Raw genomic sequence first — 13,983 nt, 5'->3', positions numbered from 1 at the left:
GGCACTACCGCCACGCATAGCCGATACCGACCCCGTAAGTGACCTGGTTGCGCGTACCGCGCTGGGTCACGATGGGGCTGTCGGCAGCATCGCTGGTCAGGCGCTGGCCGTAGACCATTACCCCCCGTAGAGCAACGCCAGCCAGCCGGTGAACTGTTCCAGGCCCCCGCCCGGGCTATAGACAGGCAGGCCGCTCGCCGCCGAATCCGATGGGGTGACGCCGAAATAGGTGCAGTTGAAACTGCCGCTGACCCACGCCGCGCCCAGTCCGACCCCCGCATAGACCCGCGGGTGCAGCGGCACCCACAGCGAACCCGTTGCAGCGATATGCATGCCGCCGTAGACGATGCCGGCATTGGTCATCACGTTGACGCCGCCGCCCAAGCGCCAGGGGACGCGGCCCTGGTTCAGGTATTCATAGCCGAGGTAGCCGCCGGCCTCGACCGTGGTGTCGATCTCGTGCAGGCGCGAGACCACCGGATCGTCAACGTCGTTGCGGCCCTTGCCGCCGGCAAACTCTGTGGTGGAGCCGATGCCAAGCCCGGCCATATTGGGGAGCGAGCCCGGCAGGCTCAGCGGTGCGGCGGGCACGGAGCTTGGCGCGCCGGCGAGCAACAGTGCCGCCAGCGCGCTGCGCGGCTTTGTCGAAATTGCCATGGTGGTTTCCGGGAGCGCGGCACACGGCCCGCCGCGCGAGATTGCGTGAATCGAGTGAATCTATCAGCACTGGCGCGCCACACAGCGAGGTGCGTGCAGAAAGTTTTCAGCGCGCGATTTAAGCCGCGCCGCTGTGCTGCCCCGGTGACGTAAATTGCATCCGTGACGGTACTTGCCAGGGCTAGATTATTCCGAACTAAGCAATGGGTAGTCGCCCCGCTTTGTCTTTTGTTTCGGGCGGCGCATGATAAGCCCAGCTTCGCTGATTGCCCTCGCTGTGCGGCACTATCCGTGATTTACGATGCGCAGTGTCCGCGTGCCCGCCGAAGCCTATTGGAACTTCACCATGCGCCCCCGCCTTGCCACTCTGCTCGACCGCCTCTGGGAACAAGCCGTGCGCACGCCGCAGCGCTTTGTGGTGCTGTCGTTTGCAGTTGCCTCGATGTTGCTGGTGATGCTCTCCGTCCATGGCCTCGGGCTGCTGCGCGATCACGAGATCCGGTCGCTGCAGCAGGGCCAGCAACTGCAGGTCGCCGGTATCAGTTCGGTGCTGAATGTCGAAGCCGAGCGGCTGATGAGCGTGCGCAGTTTTGCGCAGCACCTGATCCGCCTGCAGACGGGCCCGCACGCGATCGAGCCTGACCCGCCGCTGAAGGCGGCCTATGAGCACCGTAACGACGACGTCTGGGAACTCCCCGCACCGGAAGGCGATGCGGTCTTGCTCGGCGTCAGCCCCGCCCTGCTGGCGGGCCTGGAAGGCTTCTCCCGCCGCGACGGCGACCTGCTGGCGGGCCTGTACGTGGCCCGTGGCCTCAGCCAGCTCATCAGCGCCGAGCCGGTCAACCCGCTGGTGGCGCGCAAGCTGACGTACGTTTCGAACAATGGCTTCTTCGTCGCCTATCCGCCGGTGCCGCCCGCTGACGCCGCCGCCACGCTGCGGCGCGTCGCCGCCACCGGCTATATCCGCGAGCACCTGCCCGAGGCCAATCCCGACCAGGGCATGCGCTGGAACTTCGGCCCCGTGGCCGACGGCAGCGACGATATGTACTTGTCGCTGAGCGTGCCGGTCTACCTGGACCACCAGTTCCGTGGTGTGGCCATCACCGAGATCTCACAGCACAGCATGGACGCGTACCTGACCCGGACCACACCCGAAGGAGTACAGCGCTTTCTGGTCGATATCGACGGCAACCTGGTCGGTGCCAGCACCCGCGACGTCAGGCGCGGCGAGAAGCTGTCCGCCATCCTGCCTGCCTCCTGGCACGAAGCCACGGCGCGGGAAATGTTCCGGCGCGGTTCGGGCACGCTGCGCGCCGCCGACGGCAGCCGCATCATGTTCCAGCGCATCGGCAGCAGCACCCTGGCGCTGGTCGACTACTTCTCGGCCACCGACCTGCTGCTGCGCACGGCGTCGCACCTGAGCGCCGTGCTGGCCGCCAGCGCGCTGGCGCTGGCGTTGCTGATGTGGGTCACCTTGCAGGGCATCGGCAAGCTGTTCTCGCACTACCAGGCGCGCGGCGAGGCGCTGCGCGAGCTGGCCGAGACCGACGCGCTGACCGGCCTGACCAACCGCCGCGAGTTCGAGGCGCGCTTCGGCATCGAGTACGAGCACTGCCTGCGCGACAAGACGCCGATGTCGATGCTGATGATCGATATCGACCGCTTCAAGCGCATCAACGACAACTGGGGCCACGCCAGCGGCGACCGCGTGCTGCGGAAGCTGGCCGACGTGGTGCGCGCGACCGTGCGCGCCATCGACGTGCCGGCACGCGTCGGCGGCGAGGAATTCGCGCTGCTGCTGCCGCGCACATCGCTGGACGAAGCCACGCAAACCGCCGAGCGCCTGCGCAAGATCCTGGGCCAGACCGTGTGCGAGCCGGCCGCCGATGCCACTGCCAAGGGCAATATCCAGTTCACGGTATCGATCGGCGTGTCCGACATGGGAGTGGACGGCACCGACAACCTCGACACCATGCTGCAGGTGGCGGACCGCCGGCTGTACGCGGCCAAGGCGGCCGGCCGCAACCGGGTGGTCAGCGACGATCGCGTGCCGGAGCCTGCGCCGGGAATCGTCCCGGCTCCCGCCGGCACGAACTGACGGCCGGCGCATGCGCTTGCTTCAGGGCCAGCATCATGGCACGACATATCGGGAGGAAATTTGGCGCGCCCGGCTGGGATCGAACCAGCAACCCCTGCCTTCGGAGTTTTGGTGATGAACCAAAACGCGTTATAAATCAATGTCTTGCGCAACTCGCAGTTTGCAAAACCAAGGCTAACCAAGGTCAGTCAGGATGAATCCAGACCATCGTAGGTGAAATTTAGCTACAGGCAAAGCGTCGGCGCCGGGACGCACGGGCGTGCGACAGAGACACCAATACGTGCTGCATGCTTCTCATAGAAGGGTGACGGTGCCACTTGCTTATCGTGATCTGATTACTCGTTTCCGTAGCCATTCGGTAGAATCCCGTGGTTTTTGCGCAAACAACTGCGAACATTTAGCGCGCTATTGCGGTCTACCCATCAGGTGGATTGACTTTCATGCGTACGGTGCCTAACTTCGCTAGCAAGAAGAAATTTTGCGCTGCAGCTACAGATGATGTACGCGCTACAACGAGGGGAAAGTATGGACTTCAACATGGGTATGTGGCAGTCAGTTGGTGGGCCAATGGCTCTTCCCAGAGACATCGTGGGCAACCTGACGCAGCAGCAGTTAGTCAAGGACGAGGTGGCTTTTTCGGCCGGGCTCGATCCTGTTAGCGCAATCTTGAGGGCTAGCCTAGGAATTCTTGCGATGTCTCCTGAGCAACAAGAACATAAGACGACAGAGAGCCAACGAGACGATGCCGGACACGTTCCCCAGGACTAAAGACATTCCCACACAGTCGCCGCTATTCTGGGTATCGCATAAAGACCGCTACCTACGACAACTATTGATCCGCGACATCGAGGAAGCGACCGGACGCGAGTTGCTCGTTTACTTCACGGACTGCGACCGGTCGACCGCGACGATCGATCCCACGGATGACACCTATCTTGCAGAACTTCTGAACAACCGTCAGAAGGAGAGTGTCGACCTACTCCTCGAAACAAACGGTGGCTTCACCGATGCAACCGAAAAAGTCTGTGCGCTGCTGAGAAAGAGCGCACCAGATTTGCGCGTGATTGTTCCGCGTCGCGCAAAGAGCAACGGGACGGTCATCGCCTTGTGCGGGAAGTCGGTCGTCATGAGCAGCACCTCAGAGCTGGGCCCTATTGATCCACTGGTTGGTGGTGTACCTGTGGACTTCATCCTCAAGGCCCCGCCGCAAGCCATCAATCCTATTCAGCTACAGGTTGCATTCACGGCTCTGGCGCAGACGAAGAAGCTTGCCAAGCAGCTACTGTCCACTGGAATGATGGCGAGCAAACTTGCCGAAATTGATGCAACGATAGCCAAACTGGCCTCCCGGGATCATTTCCATAGCCATGGCTCAGTCCTGGATTGCGAGGAGGCCCAGCAGCTGGGGCTCAATGTGGAAGAGATCGACACAAAGTCCGATTTCTGGCGCCAGGTATGGCTACTCCGCACCATGTACTCGTATGACTGCGGGCGAAATGGCTACGCGAAGCTGTTCGAGTCGAGCAGGTTGAGTACCGCCGTCACTGTCACGCCACAAGTGCCTACAGCGTAGTCCGCAGTGCTGCCGCCGGGCTCGCCGCCTTTGAGCCCGATGTGCCAAGGCAACCTTGCCGGTCTCCCGGAGTCAGGCCATGTCTCGGGTTGCCACTCCTGCGCCGGCGGCTCCGCGCCGAACACGTCGCACATCAGTGGTACATGGCGCAGGTCTGATTTAGCCCAGGTCGTCGAATCTCTGCGCATGGTTCGGCGCCAACTTAACTTGCCTTTTTGCCTAAGTAGTCCTTGAGGACGGCAAGAGCCTCGCGTCCCAGTCCATGTACTACGCTTAGGGCGTCTGGCGTGTCATCCTTGTCCTTGCCATCCATGGGCCGGAATGCAAAGCGGAGTAGAGCAAGGACGAGGAGAGCGGCGAACGATGCCAGAACTATTAGAGGTGTAATGAACAGCGCCGCTTGATAGTCCATTGCAGAAAAAGGATCTGCAACCCGGCGGCCGACGCACCAGATCCAGCCCAACAGTGCAAAGACGGCGCAAACGATCAGCGCTGCCACTCCATAGAATGCGAACTGGCGAAACTGGCGAAACTGCTTCCGATCCTTGATCTGCTCGGTCAGTAGATATCCAACATCCTGCGGAGCCGTGGTATCGCTCGAAAGGTCATCCCAGGGTATATGCCCCAGCTGTTCCCAAGTAGGTCCAGACTCTGGTTGCGACTTGCCTGCATTGCCTCCATTCGACGAGGCACCCTCATCAAGTCTTCATCGTGTCAGAGCCAGCCGAGATTTTTGAGCCGATATTTCATTGCCACTGCAGAGACATTGAACATCTGCGCAAGCGTATTGAAGTCAGTAATGTTCCGCTGCGAGATCAAGCCGTTTACGACAGCGGTCGGCATAAGCAACTCAGCAGCAAACTTATTGGCATCTGACTCTACCGGATCATAGTTCGATAGAGAAAAGCTCTGAGTTGAGTCTCTGAACCGTGCACCATGCATCAGGCCAAAGTGTCCCAGTTCATGAGCGATAGTGAAGCGCTGGCGAACGAGCGGGTCATGAACGTTGTACGTAATGACGGGTCCGCCTGGGTAGCCCTGTACCACGTCGAACTTCCCGGCCAAGGTTCCTAAGGCTTCCCCGATTACCTTCACGCCAGCAGCGTGAGCGATAGCTACCGGGTCAACAGGTAGTTTCCTGTCCCAGTACCGCTCGAGAAATGCTTGTGCTGTTCTGGCTGGCATGTTGATTGCGCTCCGTGGCGTCTTGCAGGCGAAGTATAAGCTAACAGGGAGAAGTGCTCAAAAATGCAGCAAAGTGGAGAGCGTCCGACGGAGCTGACTTGATAGCCTGTGTGACAGCTTTGCCATTTGACCGCGTCAGGCTGCTCTTCGGTCTTTCGTGTTTGTGCTGGCTGTGTGCTTCCGGTGGGGGCTTAGGTTTTTGGATCAACTACTGTATATATATACAGTATATATCCCGGGTTCGGCTAAAGTCAGCCGGGGGACGGGAAAAAGGTAACCTTGGTAACCCCACCGGAAAAATCTCCCGCAAAGCCTTGTCAGATAAGGGATTCCGGGTTTCGGCAAGAAGGTAACATCGGGGTAACTATAGGGTAACCAGATTACCTTTTCTGAAGGTAACCTCCATAGAAACAAATCTCCAACAAAATCAATGGTTTAGCGACAGGTTACCTTTTTGGTTACCTCAGATTACCTTTTCGAGGTAACCACTACATACCTTATAAATCAAAGGGTTAGCGCTGCTTTTCGGGGCTGGTTACCAAGGTTACCTTTTTCCCGAGCCCTCCTCGGTGCTCAACTTGCCGATGGCGCCAAAGGGGAGTGAAGTTGCACAGACGGACAGCACCCCCCCAAGCAGGGGCCTGGATGCTTGCCGCTGCATCCGCCAAGGCGCATAAATCCGCATAATTCGATGCACTCTGCCGACCGCCCGCGACGGCAGAACTGGGGCGGATCCTGGGCTCTATGCAAGCGCATAAAATCCACTCCACGAAGCGGGCGGGTGAGGCGGGGTCTCCACCGCGCGCTGGGCGTCAAGGCGGCGGGGGAGCCGCGAAGGCACCCGATTGGCCGAACGGCGTGGGGTTGTCCCCGTGTCGGACTCGCTGAACTGGAGCAAAGCGGATCCGTTCATGCGTCTTCGTGGACTTTCGAACAACGCAAGTCCCGAGGCATGTCCAGCCCTGCGGCAAGATTGACCGCAACAAAAGGGCAACGCGTGGGAAAATAGTGATTGGTGAGCTACGTCTGCGGTACGTAGTCAATTGGAAAGGAGAAGCAGCTTGGACCGCCGATACCAGGTGTTTATCAGTTCGACGTTCGCAGATTTGAAAGAGGAGCGACAAGAGATTATTCAGGCCCTCCTCGAGCTTGACTGCATCCCGTCTGGAATGGAGCTATTTCCTGCAGCCAATGAAGATCAGTGGTCCCTAATCAAGCGCGTGATAGGGGATTGCGATTACTACCTTCTCATCATGGGTGGTCGCTATGGCTCGCTAGGGCCGGACGGTATCAGCTTCACAGAGATGGAGTATCGCTACGCCTTAGAAATAGGCAAGCCGGTGATTGCCTTCCTGCATCGGAATCCCGCCGAAATCGCTACCGGCAAGTCCGAAGCGACGGATGCTGGCAAGACTAGGTTGGAAGCATTCCGAGAATATGTGCAGAAAAGGCTGTGCAAGTTCTGGTCTTCCCCGGCCGAACTAGGTAGCGTCGTCAGCCGCAGTCTGGTCCAGCTTATTAAAACCACACCAGCTATTGGCTGGGTCCGAGGCGACCAAGTTCCAGATGAAAGCTCCGCGATTCAGATTATTCAACTTCATCAAACCATCAAACATTTGGAATCAAAACTTGCTGAGTCAGAGGCACATCAAGCGCATGGAATTGAAAATTTAGCTCGAGGAAGCGATAAGTTTTCCCTGAAATTTAGGGCTGACGTCAATGATCAGTATGGCAACGTAATCACCACCATCCAAAATAATCCCGCCCCAGCGACGTGGGACGAGATTCTCGCGACCATTGGCCCTAGCTTACTTGACGGCGCTACTGAAGTAGGGATAGGCAATTCCTTAATGCGCTTGCTGGAGGAAAAAGGCGAAGCAGGTTTGAAGAGGTATCTTCGCAAGGAAAATACCCAATATTCGAGCATAGACGAATATGACGTTGATGATGAGACATTGGAAACTATCATCATCCAGCTTCGGGCTTTGGGCCTTATCGAAAAGCGCGAGGGTTCGTCTAATGTATGGACGCTAACTAAACATGGTGATATCGAATTGATGAAACTCCGCGCCATCCGAAATTAAGGCCCCGGCTAGCTGTTTCCGGTCAACTGATATTGGTCAAAGCGAATGACATCCTGACCGAGCCACTCGTTGACTTCAGTAAGGCGGTCCTGAAGCGGCTTGACTTCATTACGTGCGAATACCATGGCAGCTTTTTCGGCATCACCAAAGCCACCGGTGTTATTGGGAATAATACCCATCAGCTGCGGCGGCACGCGGTGTGCGGCCAGCTGGTCGTCGCGGGTCACGTTCTTGATGTTCCAGAACTCGTCTTTGGCGGCTACCTCTGACACTGGGAGCAGCTGAATGCCGTCCTTCTTGCCGTTGGGGGCGTACATGAACAGGTTGCGGAAATTGCCCGGCCCCTTGCTGTTCTTGAGCGCCTCGCGCAGCGCGTCCACATCTTCCTGCTTCTGCGCGGCGTCGGTCATGTAAAGGATGAAGCCGGCGTGGCTGCCGTTCTTGTAGTAGCGTCGCCGGAAGAGCGTAGCGGCCTCGTTGAGCCAGGTGGCATTGAGCGCTGACAGGTATTCCGGCAGACCATAGACCTCCTGGTTGATGTCCGGCTCCAGCAGATGGAAGATGCTGCCCGCCTTGAAGGTGTGCTTGTCCTGCCAGTTCTGCACGAAGTGATAGGTCTCCAGATCCACGCCCCGACGCACATACTTGGCCATGGCCGGCTCCAGCCCGATCGGCTGACCCAGCACGTTGTCACGCCGCTCCAGATAGCCGTTGCCGAACACCAGGAAGTCCTGCACCCAGCGCGCGAACGCCGAGCGCGACAGCAGCTTGTGCGGGATGAAGGTCGAGACCAAGATGTTTCGCTTCACGTAGATGGGCGAACTGTTATGCACGGCGGCTCGGAAGCTGCGCACCAGGCCATCCCACGGCAGCGGCGGCTCGTACCAGTCGCCAACGCGCATGCACTCCACGTAGTCGAGCAGCTCGCGGCGATCCAGCACGGCAATCGGATCCCCGAAGCTGAACGCTTCGACGGAAGCGTCAGCGCTCTTTGGCGCCGGAGCGGCGTGGTTGGCAACAGCCGCATCGCGGCGCGTCTTCTTGCTGGTCATGAGAACTCCATGATGCTGGTATTGGTGGTGGTCACGCCTTCGATCGGCTCGTGGGCCAGCGCGTGCATGCACGCCCAGGCCAGATCGGCGTGGCTGGTTTCTTCCGAGCGGCCGGCCTGGTAGGTCACGCGGCCGCCCGCGGCGGTGGTCGTCTTGCGGATGGACATGAAAGACGCGGCGAAGTCCGCCCAGCCGGCATCGAACTCCAGCCGGCCCTTGCTGATGACGTCGGTGGCCTTGAGCACCAGACCGGTCTTCACGTCGACCGAGTAGGTGAAGCCCTGCGCATCGGGGCGCGCCTTGAGCACCACCTTGTAGACGGCATCGCCAACGCCGGTGCGGTCGATACCGATGTAAGTCACGTTGTAGCGCTCACAGGCCTTCAGGATGGCGGCGCCCTGCTCTTCGTAGTCGATGCCGCGGAACTGGTGCTTCTCCAGCACCCGGAACTTTCCGCCGGGCACCAGCGGCGGCGCGACGACGACCAGCGCTGCGCTATCCCCGCCCCCGCCGTTGGGGTCGTAGCCGACCCACACTTCACGGTTGCCGAGCGGCCGCGGCGACCAGTGCCGGAAGTCATCCCACACCTCCCAGCTGTCCACCATGCACCGCATCAGCATCAACAGAGGGAACACCGACGCAGTGTCGTCAATGAAGCCGCACATCAGCAGGTTCTCGAAGTCCGCGTCGCTGTACTCGCGGCGCAACTGCTCCAGGTCGAACAGGTTGCAGCCGCCGCGTACGGCATCCTCGACCGTCACGATCTGGCGCCACTGGCCATCGGCGCAGCGCCTGCCGGCCATCAGGTTGGCGTGGCTCACGTCGACCTGGACGTGCTGGTCCTTCCTCCGCCCGCGGTTGAACAGCGCACCGGACCAGAACGGATACGCCTCATGCGCAAGGCTTGAAGGCGTCGAGAAATACGTCTGCCGCCACTTCGCATGGATGGCCATGCCGGAGGCCACCTTGCGCAGCTCCTGGAAGCGCTGGATCCAGAAATACTCGTCCAGGTAGAGGTTGCCGTGGTAGCTCTGGGCGGTACGGGCGTTGGTGCCGAGGAAGTACAGCGTGGCGCCATTGGGCAGCACGATCGGATCGCCTTTCAGCTCGACGCCGGCTGCGTCCTTGGCGAACTGGATGATGTAGTGCTTGAAGACATGCGCCTGCGCCTTGCTGGCCGACAGGAAGATCTGGTTGCGGCCTGTGGTCAGCGCGTCGATAAAAGCTTCGCGCGCGAAGAACCAGGTCGCGCCGACCTGCCGGCTCTTCAGGATGTTGCGGATCCGCTCGACAAGGCCCGCCTCGTACCAGACGCGCTGGTAGTCGAACATCGACTCCATGAAGGCGTCGACCAGCTGCTCCTGCTGCTCTTCGTTGATGGCATTGCGCTCGGGCTGCTTGCGCGGCCCGCGATTGCGGTTGGCCACCTTCGGATTCAGATCCGCTTCATTACCGCTGCCCTCATAGCGGCGCACGCGCGCCAGGCGCTCGACCTGCCGGCCCAGCAGATCGATTTCCTTGTAGTCCTTGCCCTCCTTGGCCTCCTTCAATACCAGCCGCGCCATGCGCGCTTCGATGCTGGTGCCGATGCGCTCCACCGCGTCAGCCTCGTCCCAGCGCTCGCGGCGCTTCCAGCTGTGCACGGTGACCAGCTTGACGCCGAGCATCTCCGCGATGCGCGCCACCCGATAGCCCTGCCAGTAGAGCGATCGCGCAATGCGGCGTGGCTCCATTTCTGGATCGAACGAGAGCAGGGAGATAGGCGGAAGCGTAGTCATGCCGCAACGCTACCGTCCGCGCGCGCGCGTGCCACGCCGCCTGTGTTGTGCCCGGGATGCCTACAACAGCCCGGCATTGCCCCGCGCGTGACACCGCGCCGAAGATGGCAACACCACCACCGAACCCCGCCAAACGAGGACACCATGGCCGGCAAGAACCCGAAGTATTTCCGCATCGCCACCGAAGGCGCGACCAGCGACGGCCGCGTGATCGACCGCGAGATGCTGGTGCAGATGGCCGCCAGCTATGACCCCGACACCTACGGCGCCCGCATCAACCTGGAGCACATCCGCGGCATCGTGCCCGATGGCCCGTTCAGGGCGTATGGCGACGTGCTGGCACTCAAGACCGAAGAGGAAGGCGGCAAGATGCGCCTGTATGCGCAGCTCGACCCGACCCCTGACCTGATCGCCTTCAACAAGGCCCGGCAGAAGGTCTTCTGCTCGATGGAAGTGAATCCCGATTTCGCAGATTCGGGCGAGGCGTACCTGGTTGGCCTGGCCGTCACCGACAACCCGGCGAGCCTGGGCTGCGAAATGCTGCAGTTCAGCGCCAGGGCCAAGAACAACCCGCTGGCCGAGCGCAAGCAGGATCCGAACAACCTGTTCTCCGAAGCCGTCGCAGTCGAGCTGGACTTCGCCGCCGAAGCCACCGTCAGTGTGCCCACCGCCGGCTTTGCCGCCAGCATCAAGAAGCTGTTCGCGCGCCAGGACAAGTCCGACGCCGGCAACGACGCCCGCCATGCCGACACACAGGAAGCCGTCCAGGCTATTGCCAGGGAAGTGCAGACGCTGGGCGAGACCTTCACCAAGGCCATCGACGGCGTCACGAAACGCCTGGATGCGCTGCAGGCGGAACAGACCCAGGGCAAGGAAGCCTTCAGCACGCTCACGGCCACGCTGGAGAAGAAGGAAGACTTCAACCGCCGCCCGCCCGCCACCGGCGGCGACGGCGCGGCGATCGAAACCGACTGCTGAGCCGGCCCCCGGACAGCGACACATCAACCACCGGAGCCAACTCAATGCGCAACGATACCCGCCGCCTGTACGCGGCATACGAAGCCAAAATCGCCGAGATCAACGGCGTCGAGCGCGTGGACCGCAAGTTCAGCGTGCAACCGAGCGTCCAGCAGAAGCTGGAAACCAAAGTACAGGAATCCAGCGATTTCCTCGGCAGGATCAACGTCTATGGCGTGACCGAGCAGGAAGGCGACAAGGTCGGCCTGGGCGTGTCCGGCCCGGTGGCCAGCACCACCGACACCTCGGCCCAGGATCGCCAGACCAGCGATATCGCGGCGCTCGACGACCGCGGCTATCGCTGCGAGCAGACCAACTCGGACACCCACATCACCTACCGCATGCTGGATGCCTGGGCCAAGTTTCCCGACTTCCAGACGCGCATCCGCGACGCCATCCTGCGCCGCCAGGCGCTGGACCGCATCATGATCGGCTTCAACGGCCTGAGCCGCGCCGCCACCTCCAACCGCGCCGCCAACCCGATGCTGCAGGACGTCAACAAGGGCTGGCTGCAGCACCTGCGCGAAGAAGCGGCGGAGCGCGTGATGGTCGAAGGCAAGGCAGCCGGCACGATCGTGGTCGGCGGCCCCGACACGGATGCCACACGCGACTACGCCAGCCTGGACGCCCTGGTGTTCGACCTGTGCAGCCACCTGATCGCGCCGTGGTACGCCGAGGATCCCGACCTGGTGGTGGTGTGTGGCCGGCAGCTGCTGGCGGACAAGTACTTCCCGCTGCTGAACAAGGATCGCGACCCCACGCAGAAGCTGGCCACCGACATCATCATGAGCCAGAAGCGCATCGGCAACCTGCCGGCCGTGCGGGTGCCCTACTTCCCGCCCGACGCCCTGCTGGTGACGCGCCTGGACAACCTGTCGATCTACTACCAGGAAGGCTCCCGCCGCCGCACGATCGTGGACAACGCCAAGCGCGACCGCATCGAGAACTACGAGTCGAGCAACGACGCCTATGTGATCGAGGACCTGGCCTGCGCCGCGATGGCCGAGAACATCGAGGTGGCCCAGGCATGACGAGCCCCGCCCGCAACCACTTCCTGCGCGTGAGCGCCCAGCGGGCGGCAGCCGCAGCCGAGACCGCCAACCCGCTGCGCCACGCCTCCGGCCATGAGCTGATGCTGGCGCAGCTGGCCGAGCACAAGCGCCAGCTCAAGCAGATCCAGTCGATCGAGCGCAAGGCCGATGCCAAGCGCGGGATGCTGCCGGCCTATGCGGCCTGGGTCCAGGGCGTGCTGGAAGCCGATGCCGGCGTACAGGACGAGGTCTTCATGACCGTGATGGTCTGGCACATCGACGTGGGCGACTTCGCCGGCGCCCTGCCGCTGGCGCGATACGCCATCCGGCACGGCCTGGTGATGCCGGACCAGTACCAGCGCACCACGGCCTGCCTGATCGCCGAGGAATACGCGGCAATGACGCTGAAGGCGGTCGAAGCCGGGCAGCCCGTCGACGTGGACGCCCTCGGCGAGGTGGGCACGCTGGTCAACGACCAGGACATGCCCGACGAAGTGCGCGCCAAGCTGCACAAGGCGGTGGGCTATGCGCATGCCGCCCTAGTGGACGCGACGCCGGACGATCGCAAACAGGACCGGCGTGAGTTCGCGCTGCGCAACCTGCGCCGCGCGCTGGAGCTGCACGACAAGGCCGGCGTGAAAAAAGACATTGAGCGCCTCGAGCGCGAGATCAAGAACGCAGCCCAGGCCGACGCCAAGGAGGGCGACGGCCGCGGCTGACACCGAGCGTGACCCCGCGCATCAGGCGGCACGGGGCATCCGAAGGGCGCACCGGCCTCGCGCCGGCCAATCCAGCTGGCTGCCCCGTCCACCGCCTCCACGACCAGTGAACCCATGTCTTCCTTCATTGCCACCGCCCCCGCCGCAGCCGGCCAGAACCTGATCGCCAACGATGGCTTCTTTCCGGACATCGACGTTGACCAGGCGCTGGCCGCCATGCGCCAGGACGGCACCGTGACACCGGATCGCCTGCGCGCGGCTCTGATCGAGGCGGCGCTGTCGGTCAACGCGGAGCTGGCCGACTGGAAGGCGAGCCAGCAGGCGGCCGGCCACGCCATGCTGCTGGCGGTACCGTCTGCGCAGATCGACGGCAAGTCGGCCAACCTGCACCGGTACCTGCGCGCGCTGCATTGCCAGGCGCGCGCAGGGCTGATCGAGCGGTACCGAGACTACGACGCCACGGCCGCCGGCGACAAGGCTGCCGAGGCGCTACTGCAGGCCGTGGAAGACCTGCGCCGCGATGCGCGGTGGGCCATCAGCGACCTGCTCGGCATCACCCGCACCACCGTGGAGCTGATCTGATGCGCGTGCGAGCCCTGCAAGGCGACACCGTGGATGCTGTCTGCCAGCGCGTCTACGGCCGCACCGCCGGCGTCACCGAGGCAGTGCTGGAAGCCAATCCCGGCCTGTCCGATCTCGGCCCGGTCCTCCCTCATGGCACGGTCATCGACCTGGCCGACACCTCGCCACAGCCGGCCGTTCAGCGCGTGCAACTGTGGGACTGACCCC

Annotated in this window: 15 protein-coding genes; 9 read left to right on the top strand and 6 right to left on the bottom strand. The window is 62.0% G+C overall.

Features of this window, described 5'->3' with window-relative positions:
- Nucleotides 1-4 precede the first annotated feature (4 nt).
- The gene (locus AC3WLF_RS21165) at nt 5-118 is read right to left on the bottom strand and encodes a MipA/OmpV family protein (RefSeq protein ID WP_492352497.1); all 114 of its coding nucleotides are present in this window, start codon (nt 116-118) and stop codon (nt 5-7) included.
- Nucleotides 118-657 (bottom strand): MipA/OmpV family protein, encoded by a 540-nt coding sequence (locus AC3WLF_RS21160; protein ID WP_492357118.1) that lies wholly within the window; start codon nt 655-657, stop codon nt 118-120. Before AC3WLF_RS21160 ends, AC3WLF_RS21165 begins: the two co-directional genes overlap by 1 nt.
- A 346-nt stretch (nt 658-1,003) precedes the next feature.
- Here AC3WLF_RS21160 and AC3WLF_RS21155 point away from each other — a divergent pair, with 346 nt between their 5' ends.
- The 3 genes from AC3WLF_RS21155 (at nt 1,004) to AC3WLF_RS21145 (ending at nt 4,328) form a co-directional block, all read left to right on the top strand.
- Complete coding sequence (locus tag AC3WLF_RS21155; RefSeq protein WP_492357117.1) at nt 1,004-2,755, top strand: diguanylate cyclase; 1,752 nt, start codon at nt 1,004-1,006, stop codon at nt 2,753-2,755.
- A 525-nt stretch (nt 2,756-3,280) separates the two neighbouring features.
- The gene (locus AC3WLF_RS21150; RefSeq protein WP_492358805.1) at nt 3,281-3,523 is read left to right on the top strand and encodes a hypothetical protein; all 243 of its coding nucleotides are present in this window, start codon (nt 3,281-3,283) and stop codon (nt 3,521-3,523) included.
- 64 nt (nt 3,524-3,587) lie between these two features.
- A complete protein-coding gene (locus AC3WLF_RS21145; protein WP_492358804.1) occupies nt 3,588-4,328 on the top strand; it encodes an SDH family Clp fold serine proteinase in 741 nt (246 codons plus the stop codon).
- A gap of 202 nt (nt 4,329-4,530) precedes the next feature.
- On the opposite strand, the gene AC3WLF_RS21140 is transcribed toward AC3WLF_RS21145, so the two are convergent.
- Both AC3WLF_RS21140 and AC3WLF_RS21135 read right to left on the bottom strand, forming a co-directional pair.
- Nucleotides 4,531-4,827 carry a hypothetical protein gene (locus AC3WLF_RS21140; RefSeq protein ID WP_492358803.1) on the bottom strand — a complete coding sequence of 99 codons (297 nt, stop codon included), beginning with the start codon at nt 4,825-4,827 and terminating at the stop codon, nt 4,531-4,533.
- 215 nt (nt 4,828-5,042) lie between these two features.
- Complete coding sequence (locus AC3WLF_RS21135) at nt 5,043-5,513, bottom strand: ImmA/IrrE family metallo-endopeptidase (protein ID WP_492358802.1); 471 nt, start codon at nt 5,511-5,513, stop codon at nt 5,043-5,045.
- A gap of 1,061 nt (nt 5,514-6,574) precedes the next feature.
- Between AC3WLF_RS21135 and AC3WLF_RS21130 the strand changes: the two genes are divergently transcribed.
- Nucleotides 6,575-7,597, top strand: coding sequence for a DUF4062 domain-containing protein (locus AC3WLF_RS21130; protein ID WP_492358801.1), 1,023 nt, complete (start codon nt 6,575-6,577; stop codon nt 7,595-7,597).
- Between the two features lie 8 nt (nt 7,598-7,605).
- On the opposite strand, the gene AC3WLF_RS21125 is transcribed toward AC3WLF_RS21130, so the two are convergent.
- Both AC3WLF_RS21125 and AC3WLF_RS21120 read right to left on the bottom strand, forming a co-directional pair.
- Nucleotides 7,606-8,649, bottom strand: coding sequence for a phage portal protein (locus AC3WLF_RS21125; protein WP_492358800.1), 1,044 nt, complete (start codon nt 8,647-8,649; stop codon nt 7,606-7,608).
- Entirely contained in the window at nt 8,646-10,427 is a 1,782-nt protein-coding gene (locus tag AC3WLF_RS21120; protein ID WP_492358799.1) for a terminase ATPase subunit family protein, read from the bottom strand. The genes AC3WLF_RS21125 and AC3WLF_RS21120 overlap by 4 nt, the downstream gene beginning before the upstream one ends.
- Nucleotides 10,428-10,571: 144 nt before the next feature.
- Here AC3WLF_RS21120 and AC3WLF_RS21115 point away from each other — a divergent pair, with 144 nt between their 5' ends.
- From AC3WLF_RS21115 to AC3WLF_RS21095, 5 genes are all read left to right on the top strand, one after another.
- Nucleotides 10,572-11,405: a GPO family capsid scaffolding protein gene (locus AC3WLF_RS21115; RefSeq protein WP_492358798.1), complete on the top strand. Its 834-nt coding sequence runs from the start codon at nt 10,572-10,574 to the stop codon at nt 11,403-11,405.
- Between the two features lie 44 nt (nt 11,406-11,449).
- Complete coding sequence (locus tag AC3WLF_RS21110; protein WP_400311563.1) at nt 11,450-12,475, top strand: phage major capsid protein, P2 family; 1,026 nt, start codon at nt 11,450-11,452, stop codon at nt 12,473-12,475.
- Complete coding sequence (locus tag AC3WLF_RS21105; protein ID WP_492358797.1) at nt 12,472-13,194, top strand: phage terminase small subunit; 723 nt, start codon at nt 12,472-12,474, stop codon at nt 13,192-13,194. Before AC3WLF_RS21110 ends, AC3WLF_RS21105 begins: the two co-directional genes overlap by 4 nt.
- Before the next feature lie 114 nt (nt 13,195-13,308).
- Nucleotides 13,309-13,776, top strand: a complete 468-nt coding sequence (locus tag AC3WLF_RS21100; protein ID WP_492358796.1) for a head completion/stabilization protein — start codon at nt 13,309-13,311, stop codon at nt 13,774-13,776.
- Nucleotides 13,776-13,979 (top strand): tail protein X, encoded by a 204-nt coding sequence (locus tag AC3WLF_RS21095; RefSeq protein ID WP_492358795.1) that lies wholly within the window; start codon nt 13,776-13,778, stop codon nt 13,977-13,979. Before AC3WLF_RS21100 ends, AC3WLF_RS21095 begins: the two co-directional genes overlap by 1 nt.
- The last annotated feature ends 4 nt before the right edge of the window (nt 13,980-13,983 follow it).

Source organism: Cupriavidus sp. FW306-01-F10A (assembly GCF_058782785.1).
The sequence above is the reverse complement of the archived record's forward strand: the minus strand, read 5'-3'. Positions and strand labels throughout refer to the sequence as shown.